Origin of the sequence: Variovorax sp. YR216, assembly GCF_900107745.1 — a bacterium.
GTDB lineage: Bacteria > Pseudomonadota > Gammaproteobacteria > Burkholderiales > Burkholderiaceae_C > Variovorax.
The window spans coordinates 90,924-113,662 of record NZ_FNRO01000007.1; the positions used below are offsets into that span (position 1 = coordinate 90,924).

At 66.6% G+C, this 22,739-nt stretch carries 25 protein-coding genes; 15 read left to right on the plus strand and 10 right to left on the minus strand.

The window, feature by feature from the left end:
- The first annotated feature begins 23 nt into the window (after positions 1-23).
- Both BLW05_RS19320 and BLW05_RS19325 read left to right on the plus strand, forming a co-directional pair.
- Entirely contained in the window at positions 24-518 is a 495-nt protein-coding gene (locus BLW05_RS19320) for a response regulator (protein ID WP_093165120.1), read from the plus strand.
- A 73-nt stretch (positions 519-591) separates the two neighbouring features.
- Positions 592-1,563 (plus strand): hypothetical protein, encoded by a 972-nt coding sequence (locus tag BLW05_RS19325; RefSeq protein ID WP_143044861.1) that lies wholly within the window; start codon positions 592-594, stop codon positions 1,561-1,563.
- Positions 1,564-1,926: 363 nt separating this feature from the next.
- On the opposite strand, the gene BLW05_RS19330 is transcribed toward BLW05_RS19325, so the two are convergent.
- Complete coding sequence (locus tag BLW05_RS19330; RefSeq protein ID WP_093165124.1) at positions 1,927-2,331, minus strand: AtuA-related protein; 405 nt, start codon at positions 2,329-2,331, stop codon at positions 1,927-1,929.
- 48 nt (positions 2,332-2,379) lie between these two features.
- Here BLW05_RS19330 and BLW05_RS19335 point away from each other — a divergent pair, with 48 nt between their 5' ends.
- The 7 genes from BLW05_RS19335 (at position 2,380) to BLW05_RS19365 (ending at position 9,805) form a co-directional block, all read left to right on the plus strand.
- Complete coding sequence (locus tag BLW05_RS19335; RefSeq protein ID WP_093165125.1) at positions 2,380-3,555, plus strand: acyl-CoA dehydrogenase family protein; 1,176 nt, start codon at positions 2,380-2,382, stop codon at positions 3,553-3,555.
- Between the two features lie 96 nt (positions 3,556-3,651).
- Positions 3,652-3,885 carry a hypothetical protein gene (locus tag BLW05_RS19340; protein WP_093165127.1) on the plus strand — a complete coding sequence of 78 codons (234 nt, stop codon included), beginning with the start codon at positions 3,652-3,654 and terminating at the stop codon, positions 3,883-3,885.
- An 81-nt stretch (positions 3,886-3,966) separates the two neighbouring features.
- Positions 3,967-5,589 (plus strand): acyl-CoA carboxylase subunit beta, encoded by a 1,623-nt coding sequence (locus BLW05_RS19345; RefSeq protein WP_093165128.1) that lies wholly within the window; start codon positions 3,967-3,969, stop codon positions 5,587-5,589.
- 61 nt (positions 5,590-5,650) lie between these two features.
- Complete coding sequence (locus tag BLW05_RS19350; RefSeq protein WP_093165130.1) at positions 5,651-7,651, plus strand: acetyl/propionyl/methylcrotonyl-CoA carboxylase subunit alpha; 2,001 nt, start codon at positions 5,651-5,653, stop codon at positions 7,649-7,651.
- 11 nt (positions 7,652-7,662) lie between these two features.
- Positions 7,663-8,436 (plus strand): enoyl-CoA hydratase/isomerase family protein, encoded by a 774-nt coding sequence (locus BLW05_RS19355; RefSeq protein ID WP_093165332.1) that lies wholly within the window; start codon positions 7,663-7,665, stop codon positions 8,434-8,436.
- Positions 8,437-8,748: 312 nt separating this feature from the next.
- Positions 8,749-9,483 (plus strand): class I SAM-dependent methyltransferase, encoded by a 735-nt coding sequence (locus tag BLW05_RS19360; protein WP_093165333.1) that lies wholly within the window; start codon positions 8,749-8,751, stop codon positions 9,481-9,483.
- Positions 9,484-9,517: 34 nt separating this feature from the next.
- Positions 9,518-9,805, plus strand: coding sequence for a hypothetical protein (locus tag BLW05_RS19365; RefSeq protein WP_093165131.1), 288 nt, complete (start codon positions 9,518-9,520; stop codon positions 9,803-9,805).
- On the opposite strand, the gene BLW05_RS19370 is transcribed toward BLW05_RS19365, so the two are convergent.
- Both BLW05_RS19370 and BLW05_RS19375 read right to left on the minus strand, forming a co-directional pair.
- The gene (locus BLW05_RS19370; protein WP_093165133.1) at positions 9,798-10,268 is read right to left on the minus strand and encodes an RES family NAD+ phosphorylase; all 471 of its coding nucleotides are present in this window, start codon (positions 10,266-10,268) and stop codon (positions 9,798-9,800) included. The genes BLW05_RS19365 and BLW05_RS19370 overlap by 8 nt on opposite strands.
- Positions 10,265-10,906, minus strand: coding sequence for an antitoxin Xre/MbcA/ParS toxin-binding domain-containing protein (locus BLW05_RS19375; RefSeq protein WP_093165134.1), 642 nt, complete (start codon positions 10,904-10,906; stop codon positions 10,265-10,267). Before BLW05_RS19375 ends, BLW05_RS19370 begins: the two co-directional genes overlap by 4 nt.
- 279 nt (positions 10,907-11,185) lie before the next feature.
- On the opposite strand from BLW05_RS19375, the gene BLW05_RS19380 reads away from it, so the two are divergent.
- From BLW05_RS19380 to BLW05_RS19400, 5 genes are read left to right on the plus strand one after another with little or no spacing between them, the layout of a single operon-like run.
- Positions 11,186-11,713 carry a cupin domain-containing protein gene (locus BLW05_RS19380; RefSeq protein WP_093165136.1) on the plus strand — a complete coding sequence of 176 codons (528 nt, stop codon included), beginning with the start codon at positions 11,186-11,188 and terminating at the stop codon, positions 11,711-11,713.
- A 10-nt stretch (positions 11,714-11,723) separates the two neighbouring features.
- On the plus strand, positions 11,724-12,689 hold the full coding sequence (locus BLW05_RS19385; protein WP_093165137.1) for a VOC family protein: 966 nt from the start codon (positions 11,724-11,726) through the stop codon (positions 12,687-12,689).
- 19 nt (positions 12,690-12,708) lie between these two features.
- A complete protein-coding gene (locus BLW05_RS19390) occupies positions 12,709-12,930 on the plus strand; it encodes a recombinase-like helix-turn-helix domain-containing protein (protein ID WP_093165139.1) in 222 nt (73 codons plus the stop codon).
- Positions 12,931-12,954: 24 nt separating this feature from the next.
- A complete protein-coding gene (locus BLW05_RS19395; RefSeq protein ID WP_093165140.1) occupies positions 12,955-13,995 on the plus strand; it encodes an aromatic ring-hydroxylating oxygenase subunit alpha in 1,041 nt (346 codons plus the stop codon).
- Between the two features lie 56 nt (positions 13,996-14,051).
- Positions 14,052-14,327 (plus strand): SDR family oxidoreductase, encoded by a 276-nt coding sequence (locus tag BLW05_RS19400; RefSeq protein ID WP_256330406.1) that lies wholly within the window; start codon positions 14,052-14,054, stop codon positions 14,325-14,327.
- On the opposite strand, the gene BLW05_RS19405 is transcribed toward BLW05_RS19400, so the two are convergent.
- Genes BLW05_RS19405 through BLW05_RS19435 form a run of 7 tightly spaced genes read right to left on the minus strand, consistent with a single transcriptional unit; the run spans position 14,275 to position 21,685 of the window.
- Positions 14,275-15,234: a PDR/VanB family oxidoreductase gene (locus tag BLW05_RS19405; RefSeq protein ID WP_093165143.1), complete on the minus strand. Its 960-nt coding sequence runs from the start codon at positions 15,232-15,234 to the stop codon at positions 14,275-14,277. The genes BLW05_RS19400 and BLW05_RS19405 overlap by 53 nt on opposite strands.
- 1 nt (position 15,235) lies before the next feature.
- Positions 15,236-16,270 carry an aromatic ring-hydroxylating oxygenase subunit alpha gene (locus tag BLW05_RS19410; RefSeq protein WP_093165145.1) on the minus strand — a complete coding sequence of 345 codons (1,035 nt, stop codon included), beginning with the start codon at positions 16,268-16,270 and terminating at the stop codon, positions 15,236-15,238.
- A gap of 18 nt (positions 16,271-16,288) precedes the next feature.
- Entirely contained in the window at positions 16,289-17,263 is a 975-nt protein-coding gene (locus BLW05_RS19415; protein ID WP_177142727.1) for a Bug family tripartite tricarboxylate transporter substrate binding protein, read from the minus strand.
- 44 nt (positions 17,264-17,307) lie between these two features.
- On the minus strand, positions 17,308-18,861 hold the full coding sequence (locus tag BLW05_RS19420; RefSeq protein WP_093165148.1) for a bifunctional 3-(3-hydroxy-phenyl)propionate/3-hydroxycinnamic acid hydroxylase: 1,554 nt from the start codon (positions 18,859-18,861) through the stop codon (positions 17,308-17,310).
- Positions 18,858-19,724, minus strand: coding sequence for a fumarylacetoacetate hydrolase family protein (locus tag BLW05_RS19425; protein WP_093165150.1), 867 nt, complete (start codon positions 19,722-19,724; stop codon positions 18,858-18,860). Before BLW05_RS19425 ends, BLW05_RS19420 begins: the two co-directional genes overlap by 4 nt.
- Positions 19,725-19,748: 24 nt before the next feature.
- A complete protein-coding gene (locus tag BLW05_RS19430) occupies positions 19,749-20,654 on the minus strand; it encodes a VOC family protein (protein WP_093165151.1) in 906 nt (301 codons plus the stop codon).
- Complete coding sequence (locus BLW05_RS19435; RefSeq protein WP_093165153.1) at positions 20,651-21,685, minus strand: amidohydrolase family protein; 1,035 nt, start codon at positions 21,683-21,685, stop codon at positions 20,651-20,653. Before BLW05_RS19435 ends, BLW05_RS19430 begins: the two co-directional genes overlap by 4 nt.
- 85 nt (positions 21,686-21,770) lie before the next feature.
- On the opposite strand from BLW05_RS19435, the gene BLW05_RS35440 reads away from it, so the two are divergent.
- Positions 21,771-22,697: a LysR family transcriptional regulator gene (locus tag BLW05_RS35440; protein ID WP_177142728.1), complete on the plus strand. Its 927-nt coding sequence runs from the start codon at positions 21,771-21,773 to the stop codon at positions 22,695-22,697.
- Positions 22,698-22,739 lie beyond the last annotated feature (42 nt).

The following is a 22,739-nucleotide window of genomic DNA, read 5'->3' on the forward strand; positions in this document are numbered from 1 at the left end:
CCGTATGTTCTAGGAGAACAGCGATGAATGCCTCCAGAAGGAAGACATCGGCAGCCCTGGTCGTCACCCTCTGCGCCGCCGCATCGCAGGCCCACGCCTGTGGCGAAGTCATGCTGCGCGCGCTCGGGACGATGCGCTACCACGCGTTCGTGACCCGCAATCCAGCGGCCATCCTGCTGTACTCGGACGACCCGACAGGCAACGCCAAGCGCCCTGCGGCCACCGATCCCAGGCTCCATGACAACCTGGAGAAGGTGGGCCACAAGGTCAGCATGGCGCGAGGCACGGGTGAGCTGGCGCATGCGCTTGCCGAACATCGCTACGACGTGATCGTCGCCTATGCCGACGACATGCTGGGAGCGACCGACCAATTCACGAAGGCCACTCCCGAGCCCAAGCTGATTCCGGTGCTCGACAAGGAGTCGAACGAGCGCGAAATGCGGGAGCACTTCCCGCGGCTCGTGACCGGGAACTTCAAAGACCTGCTCAAGGCCATCGAGCAGGCCATGAGTGCCTAGCGAAACCACCGTGTGCTCGAAGCACGAACGAGCGCACCCCGCGCGTCGCGCAGGGCTGCGTGTGGGAGGGGGCTTGCTGTCAGGCTTGCTGGCCACCATCGGCGCGGTCTTCGCAATGCCGTGCGCCGCCCAGACCGTGCGCGGCATCGGCAATGCCTTCGTGGTGCCCGCGCTCGATCTGACCGACGAAGAGAGCACCGCCAAGGGCCACGGCTGGATGTCCATCGGCTACCAGAACACCTACATCGACGGTTTCTTCGTGCCGGTGCCCGGCGGAAAAGCGCCGATCGGTGCGGTGCGGGTGCAAAGCATCTCGCTCGACCTGGATTACTTCTTTGCCGACCGCTGGTCAGGGCACCTGGGCATTCCGTTCGTCGAAAGCCGCTACGGCGGCGACTCGCCGCACTGCGTCTCGCAGATGCCGCCGCAATGCCGGGGCGCGGTGGTGCCTGCGCAGCCGCACCCCGAATCGAAGTTCCTCGACGATGGCCACTACCACGGCACGTGGCAGGACTGGAACATCGGAGCGGCCTATCACACCAATATCGGCGACTATCTGATCACGCCGTCGGTCACGGCGTACATACCCAGCCACAACTACACCTTCTTCGCACAAGCGGCGCCCGGCCAGGATTTGCGGAAACTGGAAGTCGCGGTGGATCTCGCGCATCAATTCGAGTTGAGCAATCTCTACTACCGGGTGCACCTGGGTCACGTCTTCGCGGAGAAGACGCTGGGCCAGAACATCGACCACAACCGGCTGGACGTGGAGGTGGGCTACTTTCTGAACGACACGTGGACGGTCAAGGCGTTCGCTACCGGCAAGAAGGGCAATGGCTACACCGGGCCCTATGACCAGACCACCGAGCTCTGGTACCACCACGACCAGCGCGCCATGCACAACTACGCCAATGTCGGCGCCGGCTTCGACTACCGCCTCGACGACAAGTACACGCTGTCCGCGACGGTGCAAAGGCTCGTCTGGGGACAATTCGTCTTCGACTTCAAGTATTCGGTTGACGTCCGCCTCACGCGCGAATTCTGAGGTGATGCGGTGTCGGCGTTGTCCAGGAAGCGGGCCGACGCCAACTCCATGAGGCGGCGCTGCACGAACGATTGGTGCACGGCACCGGCGAGCTCCACGTCCGGTACTGCTGCCAAGGGGTCCTGCGTGTGCGTACCGAATGGCCCGAAGCAGAGGATGGCGATTCGCACGATGGCGAAGAGTCCGCTGCGTGTCATGTTGACTCTCCTGAGATGGCCTGAGACTCAAGGTACTTCAGCCCATCTCGAGCGGCGAGCCCGATCCGATGAATGCGGTCCGGCCTAGGACGAATCGAGACCTGCGTGGATCGAGCCGGGCCACAGTCGCGATAGGTGGGACATCGTTTCTGAATGCGCGACGGAATCAGGACCTTCTGCGCACTTCAGCCGCAACGCTGCGCGGCACCGGGACGGTCATGTCCAGCAGCATCTGCCCCCTGCCCTTGCCCAGCGGATCCAAGCGCATGGAGGAGGGGCCTCCGCCGTCGAGCGCTTCATGCAGCAGCAGGTTCATCGACGCCGTGCCCGGCAGATAGAAGCGTTCGACCTTTCCGTGGACGAGGTGCGCGAAATACGCGTGCACGCGCTCGGGCGTGACCCGGCTCCAGAGCAGCGGCAGCCATTCGGCCTTGCGCGCCACCAGGCCGATGTTCGAGAGATTGCCCTTGTCGCCGCTGCGTGACCACGCCAGCGCGATGAGCCGTACCTCTTCCTGGTCCTCTCCGGATTCGGCACAGGCCGGCGGCCTTCGCGCAGCCAGTCCGCGCAAGACCGTACGCCCGGCTGCGGATAGCCTTCGCGGCAAGAAGGAGACACCATGGAATTCCTGGACGCGCCGCCGCTGCCGATCTATTTCACGCCCGACCACGAGCAGTTCCGCAAGAGCCTGCGCGAGTTCGTCTCGCGCGAGATCACACCCTACGCCGCCGAATGGGATGAGGCGGAGACCTTTCCCCGTGCGCTGTACGAGCGGGCCGCCGAACTCGGCGTACAAGGCCTTGGCTACCCGGAAGCCTATGGCGGCACGCCGGCCGATGTGTTCTATCAGATCGTCGTCGCCGAGGAGTTCGCACGCAGCGGCTGTGGCGGAGTGCAGGCCTCGCTCAATTCGCACAGCATCGGCCTGCCGCCCATCCTGCATGCGGGCAGCGAGGCACTCAAGCAGCGAATCATCCCGCCGGTGCTGGCCGGCCGGAAGATCTCGGCGCTGGCCGTGACCGAGCCCTCGGGCGGCTCCGACGTCGCGGCGCTGAAGACCACCGCGATCCGCGACGGCGACCACTACGTGGTGAACGGCGAGAAGACCTTCATCACCTCCGGCATGCGCGCGGACTTCATCACCACCGCCGTGCGCACGGACCCTGCCAACAAGGGCGCGGGCGGGATCTCGGTACTGGTGATCGATGGCGACACGCCGGGCCTCACCCGGACGCCGCTCAAGAAGATGGGGTGGTGGAGTTCCGACACCGCGCACCTGCGCTTCGACGACTGCCGCGTGCCGGTGGCCAACCTCGTCGGGGTCGAGAACAAGGGCTTCAAGACCTTCATGAACAACTTCAACACCGAGCGGCTGTTCATGTCCGCTCTGGCCTGCAGCTTCGCGGAGGTGTGTCTCGAAGAGGCCGTCGACTGGGCCCGCCAGCGCAGCACCTTCGGCGTTCCGCTCGCCGAGCGGCAGGTCGTGCGCCACAAGCTCATGGACATGACGCTGCGCATCGATGCCGCGCGCACGCTGGTCTACGACCTGGCCTACCGCGTGGAGCACAAGCTGGCCGATCCGGCCAAGCTGGTCGCGCGCATCTGCCTGGCCAAGGTGCAGGCCACGCAGGCGATGCAGTTCTGTGCGGACCAGGCCGTGCAGTTGCTCGGCGGCATGGGATTCATGCGCGGCACGCGCACCGAGCGCATCTACCGCGAGGTCAAGGTCATGATGATCGGCGGTGGCTCCGAGGAGATCATGAAGGACCTCGCCGCGCGGCAGTTGGGCCTTTGAAGCGCAAGGGCAACGCACGATGAAAGACACCGCCGACGACCTCCGCGCCGAGTACCGCGAACTCGCCGACCTCTGCCGCACGCTCACGCCCGGACAGTGGAACTTCGCAGCGAGTTCTACGGCTGGACGCCGTGGGATGAGATCGCCCACCTCTGCATCTTCGACGAGACCGCGCTGCTGGCCGCCACCGATGCGGAGGCTTTTGCCCGCGACACTGCGGCCCTGAATGCCGTGCTGGAAACGGGCAAGGAGATCAGCGCCATTGCGCGCGAAAAGTACGGCCACCAGGACGGCGCGGTTCCCAAGCTGCGGGTGCGGTTGCGCGGCTGAGTCCACGCACATCAGCCAGTTCGCGCAAGACCGCGCGGAACCCGCTGCCTAAAGTTCCTGCAACACACACATCGCAAGAACATGGCAACCATCGAATCGACCATCTCCCCGGCCGGTGAGGCCTTCAAGGCCAATCGCGAAGGCATGCTGGCGCTCATCGAGCGCGTTCACCGCTACGAGCAGCGCACCGTCAACACCTCGGCAAAATCGCGCGAACGATTCGAGAAGCGGGGCCAGCTGCTGCCTCGCGAGCGCCTGTCGCTGTTGCTCGATCCGGGGACGCCGTTCCTCGAGATCTCCTCGCTCGCAGGGCTGGGCCTGGACAACCCCGACATGGAGAAGAGCGTGCCCGGCGGCGGGGTCATCGGTGGCATCGGCTGGGTCTCGGGCGTGCGCGTGATGGTCAATGCCTCCGACTCCGGCATCGATGCCGGCGCGCTGCAGCCCATGGGCATTCCGAAGCAGATGCGCATGCAGGAGCTGGCGCTCGAGAACAAGCTGCCCTACGTCCAGCTCGTGGAAAGCGCCGGCGCCAACCTCATGACCTACAAGGTCGAGGAGTTCGTGACCGGCGGCAACCTGTTCCGCAACCTCGCGCTGATGTCGGCGGCGGGGCTTCCGGTGATCACCGTCACGCACGGCTCCTCGACGGCCGGTGGGGCCTACCAGACGGGCCTGTCGGACCACATCGTGATGGTGCGCGGGCGCTCCCGGGCCTTCCTCGCGGGGCCGCCGCTCCTGAAGGCCGCCACGGGCGAGATCGCGACGGAAGAAGAGCTCGGCGGCGCGGTGATGCATACCTCCATCTCCGGCCTCGGCGACTACCTGGCCGAAGACGACCGCGATGCGATCCGGATCGCGCGCGAAATCCTTGCCCACATCGACTGGAACCGCGACATGCCGCAGGAGGCGCCGCGCCGCTTCAAGCCGCCGCGCTACGACACCGAGGAGCTGCTCGGCATCATGCCGATGGACCACAAGCGCCCGGTCGACATGAAGCAGGTGATTGTGCGCATCGGCGACGATTCGGAGTTCCTCGAGTTCGGCGAGAACTACGGCAGCGCCACCGTCTGCGGCCACATCAAGATCGAAGGGCTGCCGCTGGGCCTCATCACCAACAACGGCCCGATCGATCCGGCCGGCGCCACCAAGGCCACGCACTTCATCCAGGCCTGCTGCCAGGCGAAGACGCCGATCCTCTACCTCAACAACACGACCGGCTTCATGGTCGGGAAGGACTACGAGGAGGCCGGCATCATCAAGCACGGCTCGAAGATGATCCAGGCGGTGACCAATGCCACCGTGCCGCAGATCACCATCTACTGCGGCGCCTCGTTCGGTGCGGGCAACTACGGCATGTGCGGGCGCGGCTTCCATCCGCGCTTCTGCTTCTCGTGGCCCAACGCCAAGACGGCGGTGATGGGTGGCGAGCAGGCCGCGCAGACCATGGTCAACGTGACCGAGGCCGCGATGAAGCGCAAGGGCGGCGAGGTCGACCGCGAGAAGCTGCAGGAGATGGAGCGCCGCATCATCGACCGCTTCGACAGCCAGATGAGCGTCTTCACGACCAGCGCGCACGTGCTCGACGACGGCGTGATCGATCCGCGCGACACCCGGGCGGTGCTCGCCAAGGTGCTGTCGATCTGCCGCGACGCGGAGTTGCGCCAGCCGCAGAAGATGCAGTTCTCGGTCGCCCGGCCCTGAACGCGTCATGGAAGCACCTTTCATAGTGACAGGCGCAACGACATTCACACGGACCCGATTCATGACCGTCCCCACACAGCACGCGACGCCTTTCCACAAGATCCTGATCGCCAACCGCGGTGAGATCGCCCTGCGCGTGATTCGCAGCGCACGCGCGCTCGGCTACCGCACGGTGGCCGTGTATTCGACCGCCGACGCCGGTGCCCGCCACGTGCAGGAGGCCGACCAGGCCGTCTGCATCGGCGAGCCGCTGCCGGCGCAGTCGTACCTGCGCATCCCGGCCATCATCGAGGCGGCGAAGCTCACCGGCGCCGACGCGGTGCATCCGGGCTACGGCTTCCTGGCCGAGAACGAGGACTTCGCGCAGGCCTGCAAGGACGCCGGCCTCGTCTTCATCGGTCCTTCGGCCGAGGCCATCGTCTCGATGGGCAACAAGGCCGGCGCCAAGTCGCTGATGCAGGCGGCGGACGTGCCCTGCATTCCGGGCTACCAGGGCGAGGACCAGAGCGAGGAGCGGCTCGCGCAGGAGGCCGCGCGCATCGGCTTCCCGGTGATGATCAAGGCCACGGCCGGCGGCGGCGGACGCGGCATGCGGCTCGTGCCGACCGCCAAGGAATTCGCGGACCTGCTGCGCAGCGCGCGCTCCGAGGCGCAGAGTGCGTTCGGCGACCCCGAAGTGATCCTCGAGCGCGCGATCGTCGAGCCCCGCCACATCGAGATCCAGATCTTCGCGGACCGCTACGGCAACGCGATCCACCTCGGCGAGCGCGACTGCTCGGTGCAGCGGCGGCACCAGAAGGTGGTCGAGGAAGCGCCTTCGCCCGCGGTCGATGCCGAACTGCGCGCACGCATGGGCGCGACCGCGGTGGCCGCCGTCAAGGCGATCCGCTACGAGGGTGCAGGCACGCTCGAATTCCTGCTCGACCGCGAGGGCAATTTCTATTTCATGGAGATGAACACGCGCCTGCAGGTGGAGCACCCGGTCACCGAGGCGATCACGGGGCTCGATCTCGTGGAGCTGCAGTTGCGTGTCGCCGCCGGCGAGCCTTTGCCGCTGTCGCAGGAGGATGTCCGCTTATCGGGCCACGCGATCGAGGTGCGCCTTTGCGCCGAGGATGCCGACAAGGGCTTCATGCCGCAGAGCGGCACCGTGGCGCTCTGGAAGATGCCCGCGCAGTTGCGCGTGGAGGACGCGTTGCATTCCGGCGGCGAGGTGCCGCCGTTCTACGACTCGATGATCGCGAAGCTCATCAGCCACGGCCGCACGCGCGATGAAGCGCGCCGCAAGCTGGCCTCCGGCCTCGAAGATGCGGTCGCGCTCGGCGTGACGACGAACCAGGCCTTTTTGCGCAGCTGCCTGCTGCACCCCGTGTTTGCGGCGGGCGGGGCCACCACGGCGTTCATCGGGCAGCACCAGGATGCGCTGCTCGCGCCAGACCCGGCCACCCGCGAAAGGGCGATCGCGCTGGCGGCGGTCCTGCTGCACGAGACCGCGAATGGCCGCCGGCATGGGCCGCCGGGCCGGCGCATGCCGCACAAGCTGCCGATCTCGCTGCGCTTCGACCTTGGTGGTGTGACGCACAACGCGAGCCTCGTGCTGGGCAGCCACCGGCATTTCGAGGTCGCGGAGGGCGGCAGGACCTTCGTCATCGAGATCGCCGCGCTCACGGACGACAGTGCACGTTTCGTCTGCGATGGCGTGCTCGAATCTGCCGCCTGGCATCGCGATGGCGCGACGCTGCTGATGCAATACCGCGGGCTCTCGCTGCGGGTCGAGGACAAGACACGCGCCGCCTCGGCGCGGCAGGGCGAGAGCGGCGGCGACGGCAAGCTGCGGGCTTCGATGAACGGCCGCGTGGTCGCGGTGCTCGCCGAGGTCGGCCAGATCGTTCAGGCCGGCCAGCCGATCGTCACGCTGGAGGCGATGAAGATGGAGCATGTCCACACTGCGCCGCTGCGCGGCAAGTTGACCGCGGTCCATGTCGCGACCGGCGAACAGGTCGCGGCGAGCCGCGTCGTGGCCGAGATCGAAGCGATCGCGGAAGACGGAGGTGCGAAGTGACGAGCGAAGCCATGAACGACGCCGTATTGCTCGACAGGCGTGACCGTGCCTTCTGGATCACGATCAACAGGCCCGACAAGCGCAATGCGATCAACAAGGACGTGATCGCCGGCATCCGCGAAGGCTACCGGCGCGCGCATGCGGACCCCGAGGTGCGCGTGATCGTGCTCACCGCCGCGGGTGACAAGGCCTTCTGCGCGGGTGGCGACCTCCAGCCCGGGGTGGGATTCGCCTTCGACCTCTCGCGCCCCAACATCGACTACGCCGACATGCTGCGCGAAGCGCAGAACGCGACCTTGCCGACCATTGCGCGCATCAACGGCGTTTGCATGGCGGGCGGCATCGGCCTCCTGTGCATGACCGACCTGGCGGTCGCGGCGGACCATGCGCTGTTCGGCCTGCCCGAAGTCAAGATCGGCCTGTTCCCGATGCAGGTGCTGAGCCTCCTGCAGCGCATCGCGCCGCGCCGCACGGTGCGCGAGTGGTGCCTCGGCGGCGAGCCCTTCAGCGCGGCGGAAGCGAAGGAGGGCGGATTGCTCAACTACGTCGTTCCGACCGCGGAGCTCGACGACAAGACGCAATGGCTCATCGACCGCTTGGCCGGCAAGTCGCCCACCGCGATCCGGCGTGGCAAGTACGCGATGCGCGCGCTCGAAGCGATGTCCTTCGACGAAGGCATCGCCTACACCGAGAGCCAGATCGCGGTGCTCGCCATGACCGAGGACGCCAGGGAGGGCCTCGCTTCCTTCAACGAAAAGCGCAAGCCGACATGGACCGGCCGCTGAAAACCGACCCCACGGCGCACGGCGCGCACGCGGTCGGCCTGCATGAATGGCTGTCCCGCCGCGCCGCGCGCGTGCCCCGCCAGCCGGCATTGAGCTGCGACGACACGCGCAGGGACTACGCCGAGTCGACCCGATGTTCGTGGTCGTGATGTTCGCATCCACACGCTGGTCACCGGCGAGGAGCACGTCGCGGTGATCGACAGCGTGCGCGGCAAGCTCGCCTGCCGGATGCGGCTCTTCTCGATTCCAGATGAGGGCGCTCTCGAAACGATGCTTTTGCTGCCCGCACGCGCTGGACAGAATGCCTGTCCTATGACCACCGCCGACCCTATCGCCAAGTTCGACCACTCCAGAGCCACAGAGTACGAGACGCAAAGCCGGATTGCGCTCGCCGGCTACGACGCCTGCCACGAACTGTCCTCATGCCTCCTGTCCGCTTCCCTCGGGTCCGGGCCCAAGCACGTTCTGGTTGCTGGAGCCGGAGGAACTGGCCAGGAATTTCTCGTCATGGGCAAGCTCGAGCCTCGGTGGACCTTCGTTGCGGCGGACCCGTCCGTCCCGATGCTCGAACAGGCGATGGAACGCGTGAAGGGAGCAGGGCTTTCGAATCGCGTCGAGCGGTTCGACGGGGCCGTTGAATCGCTGCCCATGACGCGCATGTTTGATGCCGCAACGCTCATCGGGGTCCTGCACCACGTTCCCAGCGATGAAGGAAAGAACAGCCTTCTGCGCGACCTGTCCGCGCGTCTTCATCCGGGCGCACCGCTTGTCGTCGCGTGCAATCGCTGCATCTATGAGTCGCAGCCCTTGTTCCTGGAGGCATGGGCCCGGCGCTGGCGCATGGCCGGCGCGAGCGAGGAAGAAGTCGCTGCAAAGCTGGCCAAGATTCGCTTGGGCGCGGTCCCTCCGGCCTCGGAGGCTGAAGTCGAGGCGAAGCTCGCCGCGGCAGGCTTCGATCGACCGCTTCGGTTCTTCTCCAGCCTTTTCTGGAGCGCATGGATTGCGTTCAAGAGCGTCGATCCGTCGACGAGTGGCTCCTCTCGATAACGCGCAATCTCCGGCCGATGCCTTCCTCGCGGAGATGGCGATATTCAAGGCCGGCTACCAGTTTTCGGTGATGGCGCGATGGGCACAGAACGAACACACGTTCGGAACGTTTCGTGCAATTCGTTTCATCAGGGAAGTTCACTCATGTCGGCGCCAGTCCTTCGAGATCGCGCTCGCATGCGACCTGATCGCCGCGCAGATCGACGCCAACGCGCCGCTCGCCGTGGCGGCCAGCAAGCGGATCGTCGATGCATCGCGCACCTGGCGCGACGGCGTTTGCGCAGAAGCGGGCGCCGGTGTGGCAGGGGCGGTGATCAGCTGAACATCCGCGGATCGAACACGAAGGGATTGCGCTCGATGTTCACCGCGATCCGGCGGTAGTGCGGATGGTCCGGGTTGATGACGAGGTTGCGATCCCCGGGCTCGACCGCCGACGGCACCCACAGACCCAGCGTTTTGCCGGCCATGCGCCACTGCAGGCCGAGCGCTTGCGTCATCGCCTGGTTCCTCGGCCAGTTTGCCGGCAGGTCGGAGACGAGGATCTCGTCGAACTTCGCCTCGGCGGGGAGATCGAGACGCATCAGCGCCATGTTCTTCGGCGCGATGCCGTTGCTGTGCACGCGCTTTTCAAGCTGGCAGATCGAACGGCTCGAACCGGCATAGACAACAGGCTTGCCGGTCGGCGGCATCGGGTGCCAGCGCCCGGCCGCGAGCGTGGAGCCGATCCACATCGCGTCGAGCGTGAGACTTCGGGTGCTCGCGATGCGCCACACCGAGAGCGTCAAACGACGCCCCCGTACTCGATGGCGTTGAGGATCTCGCGCACGCGCTCGGCACCGAATTCGTTGGATGCGAACTCGAGTGGCGTCTTGCCGTCGAGCACCGGATGCGGCTTGGTCATCCAGGCCGGACCGTCTTCGCCGAAGACTTCGGCGGCGCGCACCAGCAGGTCGGAGTGGCGCAGCATGCGTTCGGTCACGCTGGCATCGAGGTCCTTGTCGCCGCTGCCCTTGCGCGACAGCATCGAGGGCGTGAGGTTGAGCGCGATCTGCAGATCCTTGCGGCGTTCGAGCCCGGAGGCCGCGAACCATTCGTCGATGACCCGCGCCTGCACGGGATGGCTCGCGAGCTCTGCCGCCTGGCCGCGGTCGAAGAGCAGGGCGGCATGCCCCGCGCCCTTGTCATCGGAGAAAACCACCCAGAGCCGTCGTTGCGCCTCCGCGCCGTAGGCCGACTCGAATACGCGCTGGAACTTGGCCGCCTGGCCGTGCGCGGCGACGTCCTCGGCCGCCACGGCAACGATGGCGCTGCCGGCGGGACCGGGGTACTGCCGCGCCTTGGCAGGTCGACGTTTGCTGGGGGCGGGACTGGCTGTCATGGTCAGAGGGGAAAAGCGTTCGATATTTGCAAATGCAATGGTCATCTATTGCATTTGATGCGTCAAGAGCCTTGATGCAAGGCCCCAAAAGGAACGTGCAGTTCCGCCCATGCGGTGAATACACGCCTTCTGGCTGCCAGCTGGGGCGTATCTCACTCCAATTTGATGCAAGTCAACCTCCCCGCATTCTTGGCTCCGAATGACGCAGAACCCCTCTGGCGCCTTGGCGGCTTTGTGGCTTTAATCATTTTCGTTCCAGTAATGATTCATTGATTCATTGGTGGATCAAATGAGCCATCAACCACAGCTTGAAAGGGACCCGCCATGAGCACCGCCACCGCCGAAGCCCCCAGTTTCCGTCCGCCCGCCGGGATGGACCTCGCCCAATGGATGAAGAGCCGCCTGGCCACCCGCGCCTCCCGCCGCTACGACTGGAACGCGCTGAAGTTCCAGGCCGACCTGGACCCCAAGTACCGCCGCGCGCAGATGCGCTACATCGGCACGGGCGCCACCGGCGTGGCGAGCGACTCGAACACGGTGCCTTCCGAGCACTTCACCTTCTCCACGATGATCCTGCCCGTCGGCGCGGAGGGGCCGCTGCACATCCACACCGACGCGGAAGAAGTGTTCTTCGTGCTGCGCGGCCGCGTGAAGCTCATCGCCGAACTGAATGGCGAAACCTGGGAAGCCGAGGCCGGCGAGCGCGATCTGATCTCCTGGCCCGTGGGCGTGTATCGCGGCGTGATCAACGTCGGTGACGAGGAGGCGCTGATGTGCGTCATCGTCGGATCGTCCAAGCCGGTCACGCCGACTTATCCGCCCAGCCATCCGCTGTTCAAGGTCAAGCGCTGAGCACACGGCCATGAAGGTCACGGGCATTGAAGAGATCACCTTCGCCAGCCGCGAAGTGGCGCATTGCCGCCGGTTCTTTCTCGACTGGGGACTGCGCCTCGTCCAAGAGACGCCCCTGGAACTGCTGTTCGAGTCGCTCAATGGCTGCCGGGTGCGCGTGGCGCACAGCGACACGCCCGGGCTGCCGCCGGGCTTGGAACCCGACCCCACGCTGCGGGAAGTCGTCTGGGGCGTCGACGGCGCGGAAGCGCTTGCCCAGGCGCGCGAGCGCCTGCACGGCCAGCCGGGCTGGTTCGACGGCGGCGCGCGCATCGGCTGCACCGATCCCAACGGGCTGGCCGTGCGGCTGCAGGTCACGCGCAAGCGCGCGCTGAAGCTGTCGTGCGCGCGCACCAACACGTGGGGCGAGCGTCCCCGCGTCAACCAGCCGGGGCCGGCCTACGAACGCGCCGAGCCGATCGAGGTCGGCCACGTCGTGTTCTTCGTGAAGGACCTGCAGGCCACGAGCGCGTTCTACGAGGACACGCTGGGCTTCGTCGTGTCCGACCGCTACCCGGGCCGCGGCCACTTCATGCGCTGCGCGCCCGAAGGCGGCCACCACGACATGTTCCTGCTCCAGCCGCCCGAGCCGCGCGCGGGCCTCAACCACGTCGCCTTCACCGTGCGCGACGTGCACGAGGTCTTCGGCGGCGGCATGCACATGGCGCGGCAGGGCTGGAGCACCGAACTCGGCCCGGGCCGGCATCCGATTTCCTCGGCCATCTTCTGGTACTTCGACAGCCCCGCCGGCGCGCTGGTCGAGTACTACACCGACGAGGACGAACTGACCGCCGACTGGCAGCCGCGCGACTTCTCGCCCGGGCCCACCGTCTTCGCCGAATGGGCGATCAAGGGCGGCATCGATGGCCACACGCGGCGGCAGAAAGACGCTCCCGCCCCCGGCGCGCAGTTCCTGACCGCGCGTTCCGCCCCCTGATTTGCACAAGGAGACTCCCATGAAGAAACCCCTCTACAACGAAACCTTCCAGAACCGCGAGGCCGCGCCCACGGCCTACGAGAGCCTGCTGGGCGACGCCATCGAACGCGCCTACGCCCAGGGCCTGCACGACCTGGAGGGCCTGGTGAACTACCTCAACCAAACCGGCCCGATCGCCCCAAGCGGCCAACCCTGGACCGTCGACGGCTATGCCCGGGAAATGGCCCGCCTGGGTGCCTGACCTTCCACACGAATCGAGATCACGATGGACACCATTGCGACCCCCCTCCATGCCGCCGACCCTGTCGATTCCGCGCTCGAAATCGGCCTCAAGGACCTCTGGTTCCCCATCTGCCCGTCGGGCTTCGTCAAGAACGACCCGGTCTCGCTGTACCGGCTCGGCCGCAAGCTCGCGCTGTGGCGCGACGCGACCGGCAAGGTCCATGCGCTCGAAGACCATTGCCCCCACCGCGGCGCGCCGCTGTCGCTGGGCGTGATCCTGGGCGACCGCATCGCGTGCCCTTATCACGGCGTCGAAGTGCGGTGCGACGGCACCGTCATGCGCGTGCCCGGCAGCCCGGGATGCAAGCTCGAAGGCTCGCGTCCGACGCGCGCCTTCCACATCGAGGAGGCGAACGGCGCCATCTTCCTGTTCAACGCCAGCGAGAACATCGACACGCCGCCGCCGCTGGTGCTGCCCGAGCAGCTCACGTCGCCCGATTGGTCGTCCTTCCTGTGCTACGTCGAATGGGGTTGCGACTACCGCTACGTGGTCGACAACGTGATGGACCCCATGCACGGCGCCTACCTGCACAAGCAGTCGCACACCATGAGCGAGGGCGACATGACCGCCGAGTTCCGCATCCGCGACCTGGAGCAAGGCTTCATCTTCGAGAAAGTCGGACAGCGCGATGTCAACTTCGATTGGTCCGAATGGAACGAGGCTGGAAACATCCACACCATGCGGCTCGAGATCCCGTATCCGAAGACCGGCGGGCCGGGCGGCAACTTCACCATCGTCGGCGCCTGTGCGCCCGGGCCGGAGAACACCACCAGCGTGTTCTTCTGGCGCTGCCGAAAGGTCAGTGGGTGGCAGCGCGACACCTGGCGCTTTCTCTACAAGAACCGGTTGGAGGAGCGCCACTGGAAGGTGCTGGAGCAGGACCGCGTCGCAGTCGAAGCCATGGAGCGCGACGCGAACCGGCGCGAGATGCTCTATTCGCACGACATGGGCCTGGTGCGATTGCGCCGCCGGCTGAGGAAGCTGGCCGAAGCGCAGCTGGAGCGCGCAGCGGCACGTTCCTGAGCAAGGCATGAACCGATGATGTGGCTCAACACCGACCGGGTGCTGGCGGGGAGGGCGTGCGCGTCAACTCGATCTCGCCCGGGCCGATCGATGGCACCGAGGGGTTTCGCAAGCTGATGGCACCTTCCGAAAGTGCGCGCGAAGCGGCACGCAATGCGGTGCCGCTCAAGCGATTCGGAAGCCTCGACGACATCGCGAACCTCGCGCTGTTCTCGCGTCGCCACCGCAGCGACCGGACAAGGTCATCACGCGGCTTGATGCCGCCCTCGACCTGCCGCCCTACAGGTCCAGGACGAGCAGAGGCGACCTGGACCGGGAGCAACATGGCGTGAAGCAATCATTGGCCGCGTGCTCATCCGGCATCAGGTAGGAATCGCGATGGTCCGGCGTTCCTTCGAGGACCGGCGTGACACAGGTTCCGCAGATCCCCTGCTCGCAGGATGTGGGCACGTCGACACCGGCCTCGGCCAGCGCCTGGGTCACCGTCCGGTCGGCAGGGATCGCCACGATGCGGCCGGAGCGCGCCAGGCGGACTTCGAATGGCGCGTCGCCTTCCAGGTGGACCGGATCCGCGCGAAAGAACTCGTAGTGCACGCGGTCGTCCGGCCAGCCGGATTTCTTCGCGGCATCGAGCACGGCGTCCATGAAACCCTTGGGGCCGCACACGTACAAGTGCGTGGCAGGGTCCTGGCGCTGCAGCAACGCGTCGATATCCAGCCGCTGCGAAGCGGGACCGTCATCGAAATGGAGATGCACGGAGCCGGCCAGGTCTGCGGCGTACAGCCGCTCCAGGAACGCGGCGCGATCGCGTGATCGCGTGCAGTAGTGAAGGCTGAATGCCCGTTCGCGCCGCGCGAGCGCCTGGGCCATGCACAGGATCGGCGTGATGCCGATCCCACCGGCCAGAAGCAGGCTCGACCCGGCCGACTCATTCAAGGCGAACTGATTGCGGGGTGCGCTGACCTGCAGGAGCGTCCCTATCTCGACCGCTTCATGCATGGCGCGGGATCCGCCACGCCCGTTGGGCTCCTTGAGAACGCCGATCCGGTAGATGCCCTGCTCTGTCGGATCATTCCACAGCGAATACTGACGCACCAATCCGCCGGGGACGTGCACATCGACGTGAGCCCCTGGCGAGAAGCCAGGCAGCGCTGCTGCGCCGGCCGCAACGAGATCGAACGAACAGATGTCCTGGGCTTCCTGCCGTCTTGCGGCAACACGAACCTGCAGCAGTGTCATCTCAGCCTTCCTGCGCTGCCTTTGACTCGTCGGCGATCAGCTGCTTGAGCACGCGCCGCGCGCGCACCGGGCCGCCGTCCGTTGCGAGCATCACCGGACGCAGCGAATCGAGATCGGTCGTTCCCATGTTGCGCTGCACGGCCTCGATCATGGGCTTGTCCTGCGTGTCGAAGGCCTTGCGCAAGGAGTCCAGCCGCAGGGCATCCATCGCAGGATCCCGCTCGCCCCAGTTGCGCCCTTGCGCCCAGTAGTAGTGGGTCGTGGTCTCTGTTGCCGGCGTCATCAGGTGGCAGCCCTGGCTTTCGCGCGCGTTCTCGTGCGGCTCACCTTCAGGCAGGACGCCCACGGTGAGCTTCATCACGCCGGCAGGATCCCAGCGGACGTTGAGCCAGCGTTGCACGCGCCGATCGCCGGCCTCGTACCACTTCTGCAGCACCGGGGGCAGCACCTCGTTGCTGGTCAGGCGATTCGAGCGAACGGTGCTGCCGTCCTGGACGATCTCCGTCTGGGCGCGGCGCACCGCATCGCTTCCGAGCAATCCGGGATGCAGGAACTCGATGTGGCCGAGGTCCATGATGTTGTCCGTCATGAGCTCGTAGTGGCCTTCCGCCAGCGTGTAGCCCTTGACGTTCTGGAAGCTTGGATCGATCAGGAACTCGAACTCGGGGATGGCGCCTGCGTCTGCTTTTGCCGCGTCGCCCATCCAGATCCAGAGGAGGTTGTAGCGCTCGACCAGCGGGTAGCTTCGCACCACCGCTTTCGGCGGGATGTTGCCGTTGCCGTGAGGATTGAGGGTGCATGCGCCGCTGCAGTCGAATCGCAGGCCGTGATAGGCGCACTCGATCTGGTCGTCGACAAGGCGCCCCATGTGCAGCGGTGCAAACCGGTGCGGGCAGCGATCTTCGAGTGCCACCGCGACGCCATCGCTGCGCCGGTACATCACGACGGGTTTGCCGAGCAACTGCTTCGCCAGCATGCTCGCGCTCAGCTCGTCCGCCCATGCTGCGACGTACCAGGCGTTCATCAGGAATGCCATGTCGGGTGCTCCTGATTTCTATTCGGGAAGGATCTCGAGGTCCGCGGTGAGCTTGGCCCAGCGGGAATGCTCGGCGGCAAGGAAGGCCGCCATCTGGTCCACGGTGCCCGCGCCTTCGGTTATGGGGCCGATGTCGAGCAGGCGCGCCGCCATGTCCTTGTCGCTCAGCACTGCATCGAGATCGCGGTTGAAGCGCTGGACGGCTGCGGCCGGCGTGCGGGCGGGTGCGACGATGCCGATCCAGCCGGCGTAGTCGAAGCCGGGGAGGCTTTCCGCCAGTGCCGGAACGCTCTCCCAGCCGGCGATGCGCTTTGCCGTGGTCACTGCGAGCGGGCGCAGCCTTCCGGCCTTGACCATCTGGGCGATCGAGGGCACGTCGCTCACGATCACCTCGGTCTGCCCGCCGACCGTGTCCGTCACGCCGGCGGACACCGATGCATAGGGCACCGAGTTCACCTGGATGCCGAGTTGTGCGGCAATGAGGCGCGTCATCATGCCGCTGAAGGTCTTGGGACCCTCGTTGGCGACCGCCAGCCGATCGGGGTTGGCCTTGGCGTAGGCGACGAGATCGGACAGCGTCTTGATCTTCGAGTTCGCATTGACGGAGATGGCAAAGGGCACCTTGCCCACCATGCCCACGGGAACGAAGTCCTTCCTGGGGTCGTAGGGCAAGTTCTTGAAGAGGTAGACGTTGGTGACGAGCGCTGCGGCCGTGGCGAAGTAGAAGGTGTAGCCGTCGGGGGCGGCACGGGTCACCGCCTGGGCGCCGATGGCGTTCTGGCCACCCGGCTTGTTCTCCACGATGATCGGCTGGTTCCACTTCTTCGACAGCTGGTCGCTGATCATTCGCGCCATGGCATCGGCACCCGAGCCGGCCGGCTGCGACAGCACCAGCTTGACCGGCTTGTCGGGCCAGCTCTGTGCTGAGGCGGCGAAGCTGGCGGAGTAAAGCGCCGCCGCGCTGACCGAAAGGGTGAATTGACGTCGATTCATTTCATGTCTCCTGAGTGGGTAGGTCTTGTTCCTGTGGGTCGCCGTCACGCGGGGCACGCCAGCGCGACACCGAGCGTTGCCGCGGCTTCTTCGATCAGATCGGCGGCTGCGCGGGCATCGGCAGCCACGCCGAAGACGTAGTTGTCGGGCCGCACCAGTGCCGCGCCGCATTCGTTGCGCTTGAACCAGTTCGCCGTGACGCCTTCCACTTCAGGCGTCGATGCGAGGTCGACGATCTCGAGTCCGGGCGGCGCGTTCGTGGGTCCGCGGTAGGTCGCCGCATCGGCCAGCACGAGTCGCCAGCCATGGCCGAATGCCGAATCCATGCGCTGCTTGCCCGTGCGTGTGTGGAGCCAGGGCTGCGGAAAGAGCGTTCCCCGGGCGGCATGCGCCTGCTTCGACAGGAGGCCATCTTCGAGCCGGGGCAGGACGTCCTGGCGCGGCGTGTCGCGGACCTGCCCGCCGCATTCGGCCAGCATGCGCGCGTCGCGCTCTCGCGCCTTCCCGGCATCGCGCTCGCAGATCACCGCGCCGATGCCCTTGATCCGGCTCGTGAGTTCACGCACGTGCGCCTTGCGTTCGGTGCCGTAGCTGTCGAGCAGTGCGTCGGCCGCCGCACCGTGCACCTCGCCTGCGAGGACCGCGCCGAGCTTCCACGTCAGATTGGCGACATCGCGCACGCCCTGGCACATGCCCTGGCCGAGGAAGGGCGGCTGCATGTGCGCCGCATCGCCCGCCAGGAAGACCCGGCCCCGGCGCCACTCCGCCGCGACCAGGGCGTGGAAGCGATAGCTGGCCTGGCGCCACAGCTGTCCATCCTCGGGCGTCAGCCAACGCGCGAGCAGCTTCCAGGTTTCCTCGGCCTTCTCGACCTCGCGCGGATCCTCGCCGGGCTTCAGCGAAATCTCCCAGCGCCGATGGTTCTTCGGACCGATCACGATCGTGCAGGGCCGCTCGGGTTCGCAGTACTGGACGCTTACCGGGGGGAGCTTGGCGAGGCCGCGCTCGTTGACAAGAACGTCCACCACGAGCCACGGCTCATCGAAGTCGAGGTCCTCGAGCGGCATGTCGAGCTGCGTGCGCACCGTGCTCGACCCGCCGTCGCACGCGATCGCGTAGCGGGCACGAACGGTCTTCGTGCCCTTGCCGGGGCTGTCGATCGACAGCGAGACGCCATTCGCGTCGGGGTCGATGCGCAGCATCTCGACGCCGAGGTCGACTTCGACGTTCGGCATCCTCGCCACCCGTGCGCGCAGGGTGCGCTCGACCGCCGGCTGCGTGAACACCATCGACGGCGTGTACCCCTGGGGGTACGGCGGATCGATCATGGTCATGCGCCGGATGAGCTGGCCATCGACCCCGAAGTACTCCGAGTTGGTAAAAGGCTCGCAGAAGGGCTGCACGGCCTCGGCGACGCCCAGTTGCTGGAACACGCGCATGATCTCGTGGTCCAGCGCGATCGCGCGGGGGATCTGGTAGACGTCGGTCAGGCGCTCGCAAACATAGACACGCAGTCCACGCTGGCCCAGCAGCCCTGCAGCGACCTGGCCGGCCGGCCCGTAGCCGACGATCGCGACGTCGAAGGCGGCCTCGCTCATGCGGCCTCGTTCACGATCGGGTTGGACAGCACGCCGATGCGCTCGATCTCGACTTCGTAGGTGTCGCCGGCCTTCATCCACACCGGCGGCGTGCGGGCCTGGCCCACGCCCGCGGGCGTGCCCATCACGATCACGTCGCCGGGCTCCAGCGTGAGCACATCGGCCAGGAGAGCGATGGTCTCCGCCACGTTGAAGATCATGTCGGTGGTGTTCGCGTCCTGCATCACCTCGCCGTTGAGTCGGCCCTGGATCTTCAGGCCCACGGCGCCGGGCGGCAGCTCATCGGCCGTGACCAGCACGGGGCCGAAGCCGCCGGTGCCGTCGAAGTTCTTGCCGATGGTCCATTGCGGCGTGCGCTTCTGGTAGTCGCGCACGCTCATGTCGTTGAAGCAGCTGTAGCCGAAGACGTATTGCAGCGCGTCGGCTTCCTTGGTGTGGCGCGGCACCTTGCGGCCGATGATCACGGCCAGTTCGGCTTCGTAGTCGAATTTCGATGACACGCTGGGCACCACGCCCGCATCGCCATGCGCGATCAGCGAGCTTGCGCCGCGGAAGAAGAACCACGGGTAGTCCGGCTTCTCGCGGCCACCTTCCTTGGCGTGATCGAAGTAGTTGAGGCCCAGGCAGACCGTCTTTCCGGGTTCGGGCACGAGCGGAGCAAGGCGCGTGTCGGCCAGCTTCGCCCTGGACTTCGGGTTCGCGAGCGCGGCGCGGCCGGCGGCATGCAGGTCGACGCCCGCCTGGAGCGCGCGGCGCAGATCGCCCGGTACCTGGGGTTGCGCGTCGTTCAGGTCAACGAGGGTGTCGCCATCGACGACGGCCAGGCGGGGCGCGCCGTCGCGCAGGTAGGTGGTGAATTTCATGGAGAGGGGTGGTTGGGTTGGAGATCAGGGATTCGGTGCAAAGAAGATGCGCTTCTGCGCTTCCTTCAGCGTGGCGCCGGGCGGCGGCGAGATGCCCCACTGGTCGACGCGGCCGGGTGGCCACTTCCAGTGTTCGGGGCCGTGCGACGCATAGCTGTCGTCGATCTGTTCGACCTCGGCCGTGTATTCGATGACCACGCCGAACGGATCGAGGAAGTAGTTGAAGAGGTTGTTGCCGGGCCCATGGCGGCCCGGTCCCCATTGGATGGGGAAGCCGGCATCCTTCATGCGGCCGCCGCCGCGCATCACCGACTCGAAGTCCGGCATCAGGAAGGCAATGTGGTTGAGCGCGTCGTTGTCCGAGATGCCGATGGCGATCGTGTGGTGATCGCTGTCGCAGTTCATGAAGGCCATGATCCCGGTGCGATCCGCGAGCCGGAAGCCCAGCGCCTGCTGCAGGAAGGCCTGCGTCTCGTCCACCGCATGGCTGTTGAGCACCACATGGGTCAGGCGGATGGGCCGGTCGGCGACGGCCGCTGTTTCGGGGCGGCGCGCGTCGCCGTGCACGACCTGGAAGACGCGGCCATGCGGATCCTTGAACTTGAGGCCGATGCCTCCGGCCGGATCGCGCGTCAGTTCATGAGGTGCCGCCAGCAGGGTCCCGCCGGCCGCGATGACTTGCGCCTGGATCGCATCCAGCGCGGCGCGGCTGCGGGCACGCAATGTCACCTGTCGAAGCTGCGGAACCTCGCCGCCGCGATGCAGCGCCAGCAGGTAGGTGTTGCTCCCGGTGCCGCGCAGGTACAGCGCGTCGTCGGTCCGATGCGCCACTTCGAGGTTCCAGGTGCGCGTATAGAAGTCCTCGGCCTTGGCCAGGTCGGGAACAAGGAGCGCCACGCTGCGCAGGCTCTCGATCCAGGGTGAACTCATGGGGTGGTCTCTTTCGTCGTGAGGCCGAGAAAGCGCTCGGCATTGCGGTGCACGAGCGCCGCGATGGTGTCGGCGTCGAAGCCGGCGGCTTCGATGCGCTGCACCGGCGTGCGATCGTGGAAGTTGAACGGGTAGTCGGTCCCCACCAGCAGTTGGCCGGGACCGAACTGATCGACCAGATGGCGAAGCATCGGCGTGTCGAAGACGAGGGTGTCGTAGAAGAGCTGGCGCGCCTGCTCGACAGGAGAGGCGCCAATGGCTTCCTTGAGCGCCGGAAAGACGCCCCATCCCTGCTGCAGGCGCGGCAGCAGCGAGGCCAGCGTGCCGCCGCCGTGGCTGAAGGCGATGCGCAAGCGCGGTCGGCGCAGCAGCAGGTTGCTGGTGATGACGGACGCCGCTGCCAGGCCCACGTCGCCCGGATAGGCCAGCACCTGCTGCAGGGGCGCGGGCCCGACGAGGCGGTCCATGCCGGCGGGCCGCAAGGCATGCACGAACACCGCCGCGCCCATGTCCTCGCAGGCTTCGAAGAACGGATCGAGCTGCGGGGCGCCGACCGGCACGCCGTTGATGTTGCTGCCGATCTCCACCCCGGCAAAGCCGAGCGTCTTCACGACGTATTCGAGCTCGGAGATCGCCAGGTCGATGTCCTGCAGCGGCACGGCCCCCAATCCGGCGATGCGCCCGTCGCTCTCGCGGACCATCTCCGCGATGCAGTCGTTCGTGTAGCGAAGCAGTTGCTGCGCGTCGCCTGCCGCCATCCAGTACGACAGCAGCTCGGGCATCGGCGAGACCACTTGCAGCGCCAGGCCCATCCCCGGGAGATCCTCCAGGCGGCGAGCGCTGCTCCAGCACGCATCGGACACGGTGCGGTACACCTTGTCCGCGATCATCACGTGCCGATGGCATGCGTGGGCAGGGGCCATCGACGGCCAGTCGGCAGGCACCTTGGCGCCGATGTAGCGCGGGAAGTGCTCGGGCACCACGTGCGCATGCACGTCGATGCCGCAGGGGCAGGCGGTCGTGTGGTTCATCTGTTCAGGCTGTCTCCGGGGCGCAATCCTAGAAACGGGTGCCAATCCTGTACAGACGTTTTGGCCGATACATAAAATCGGTTTCATGGATATTCGTTCAGTCGATCTCAACCTCCTGGTGCTCTTCGATGCGATGGCCCGCCTGCGCAGCGTGAACAAGACGGCCGAGGAGATCGGCCTGAGTCAATCCGCCACCAGCGGCGCGCTGTCGCGGTTGCGCGAAGTGTTCGACGACGCGCTGTTCGTGCGAACGGCATCGCGGATGGAACCCACGCCGCGCGCGCTGGAACTTGCGCCTGCAGTGCACAGGGTGGTCCAGGCCATCCAGTCGGAGATCCTTCAGCAGCCGAGCTTCGATCCGCTTCGCGCCGAGCGGACCTTCACGATCCTCACGCCGGACATCGGCGAGGTGGCGTTCCTGCCGGGCGTGCTGCGCCGCATGCGGCAGGAGGCGCCTCACGTGCAGTTGCACGCGGTTTCCAGGCCGAGGGCCGCGGCCGCGGAATCACTGGAAAAGGGCGAAGCGGACCTGGCGGTCGGCTTCTTTCCCGACCTGCAGCGCGCGGGCTATTTCCAGCAGGGGCTGTTCACGAGCTCGTATGCGTGCGTCGCGTGCGCGCGCAACGAGGCGGCGGGCGATCGCATGACCCTCAAGCAGTACCTCGCGGCCCGGCACGTGGTGGTGCGGCCCGACGGGCGGGAGCACCTGCTGGACCGCTACCTCGACGACAAGGGCTGGCACCGGTCGGTGAGCCTGGAGCTGTCGCACTTCATGAGCCTGGTGTCGATCCTGCCGGGCAGCGATCTCATCGCCACGGTGCCGCAGGACATCGCGACGGTCCTCGGGCGACTGGTCAAGGTGCGCGAGATCGCGCTGCCGTTCAGGCCGCCGCAATTGCAGGTGCGGCAGTTCTGGCATCGCCGCATGCAGAACGATCCCGCGAACCGCTGGCTGCGCGACGTCTTCCACGCGGTCAACCGCCGTGACGCGGGGGCCGGGATGCCGCTCTGACTGAGTGCGGTAGGGGGCCTGCCGTCCCGGAGACCGAGTGCT

What these genes read in the sequence shown, in the direction of transcription:
- BLW05_RS19385 (WP_093165137.1), top strand. Translation starts at nt 11,724, where the DNA reads ATGAAGGTCACGGGCATTGAAGAGATCACCTTCGCCAGCCGCGAAGTG.
- BLW05_RS19335 (WP_093165125.1), top strand. Translation starts at nt 2,380, where the DNA reads ATGGAATTCCTGGACGCGCCGCCGCTGCCGATCTATTTCACGCCCGAC.
- BLW05_RS19410 (WP_093165145.1), bottom strand. Translation starts at nt 16,270, where the DNA reads ATGGCATTCCTGATGAACGCCTGGTACGTCGCAGCATGGGCGGACGAG.
- BLW05_RS19390 (WP_093165139.1), top strand. Translation starts at nt 12,709, where the DNA reads ATGAAGAAACCCCTCTACAACGAAACCTTCCAGAACCGCGAGGCCGCG.
- BLW05_RS19365 (WP_093165131.1), top strand. Translation starts at nt 9,518, where the DNA reads ATGGCGATATTCAAGGCCGGCTACCAGTTTTCGGTGATGGCGCGATGG.
- BLW05_RS19420 (WP_093165148.1), bottom strand. Translation starts at nt 18,861, where the DNA reads ATGAGCGAGGCCGCCTTCGACGTCGCGATCGTCGGCTACGGGCCGGCC.
- BLW05_RS19355 (WP_093165332.1), top strand. Translation starts at nt 7,663, where the DNA reads ATGAACGACGCCGTATTGCTCGACAGGCGTGACCGTGCCTTCTGGATC.
- BLW05_RS19375 (WP_093165134.1), bottom strand. Translation starts at nt 10,906, where the DNA reads ATGACCATTGCATTTGCAAATATCGAACGCTTTTCCCCTCTGACCATG.
- BLW05_RS19430 (WP_093165151.1), bottom strand. Translation starts at nt 20,654, where the DNA reads ATGAGTTCACCCTGGATCGAGAGCCTGCGCAGCGTGGCGCTCCTTGTT.
- BLW05_RS19435 (WP_093165153.1), bottom strand. Translation starts at nt 21,685, where the DNA reads ATGAACCACACGACCGCCTGCCCCTGCGGCATCGACGTGCATGCGCAC.
- BLW05_RS35440 (WP_177142728.1), top strand. Translation starts at nt 21,771, where the DNA reads ATGGATATTCGTTCAGTCGATCTCAACCTCCTGGTGCTCTTCGATGCG.
- BLW05_RS19360 (WP_093165333.1), top strand. Translation starts at nt 8,749, where the DNA reads ATGACCACCGCCGACCCTATCGCCAAGTTCGACCACTCCAGAGCCACA.
- BLW05_RS19405 (WP_093165143.1), bottom strand. Translation starts at nt 15,234, where the DNA reads ATGACACTGCTGCAGGTTCGTGTTGCCGCAAGACGGCAGGAAGCCCAG.
- BLW05_RS19415 (WP_177142727.1), bottom strand. Translation starts at nt 17,263, where the DNA reads ATGAATCGACGTCAATTCACCCTTTCGGTCAGCGCGGCGGCGCTTTAC.
- BLW05_RS19380 (WP_093165136.1), top strand. Translation starts at nt 11,186, where the DNA reads ATGAGCACCGCCACCGCCGAAGCCCCCAGTTTCCGTCCGCCCGCCGGG.
- BLW05_RS19320 (WP_093165120.1), top strand. Translation starts at nt 24, where the DNA reads ATGAATGCCTCCAGAAGGAAGACATCGGCAGCCCTGGTCGTCACCCTC.
- BLW05_RS19395 (WP_093165140.1), top strand. Translation starts at nt 12,955, where the DNA reads ATGGACACCATTGCGACCCCCCTCCATGCCGCCGACCCTGTCGATTCC.
- BLW05_RS19425 (WP_093165150.1), bottom strand. Translation starts at nt 19,724, where the DNA reads ATGAAATTCACCACCTACCTGCGCGACGGCGCGCCCCGCCTGGCCGTC.
- BLW05_RS19345 (WP_093165128.1), top strand. Translation starts at nt 3,967, where the DNA reads ATGGCAACCATCGAATCGACCATCTCCCCGGCCGGTGAGGCCTTCAAG.
- BLW05_RS19350 (WP_093165130.1), top strand. Translation starts at nt 5,651, where the DNA reads ATGACCGTCCCCACACAGCACGCGACGCCTTTCCACAAGATCCTGATC.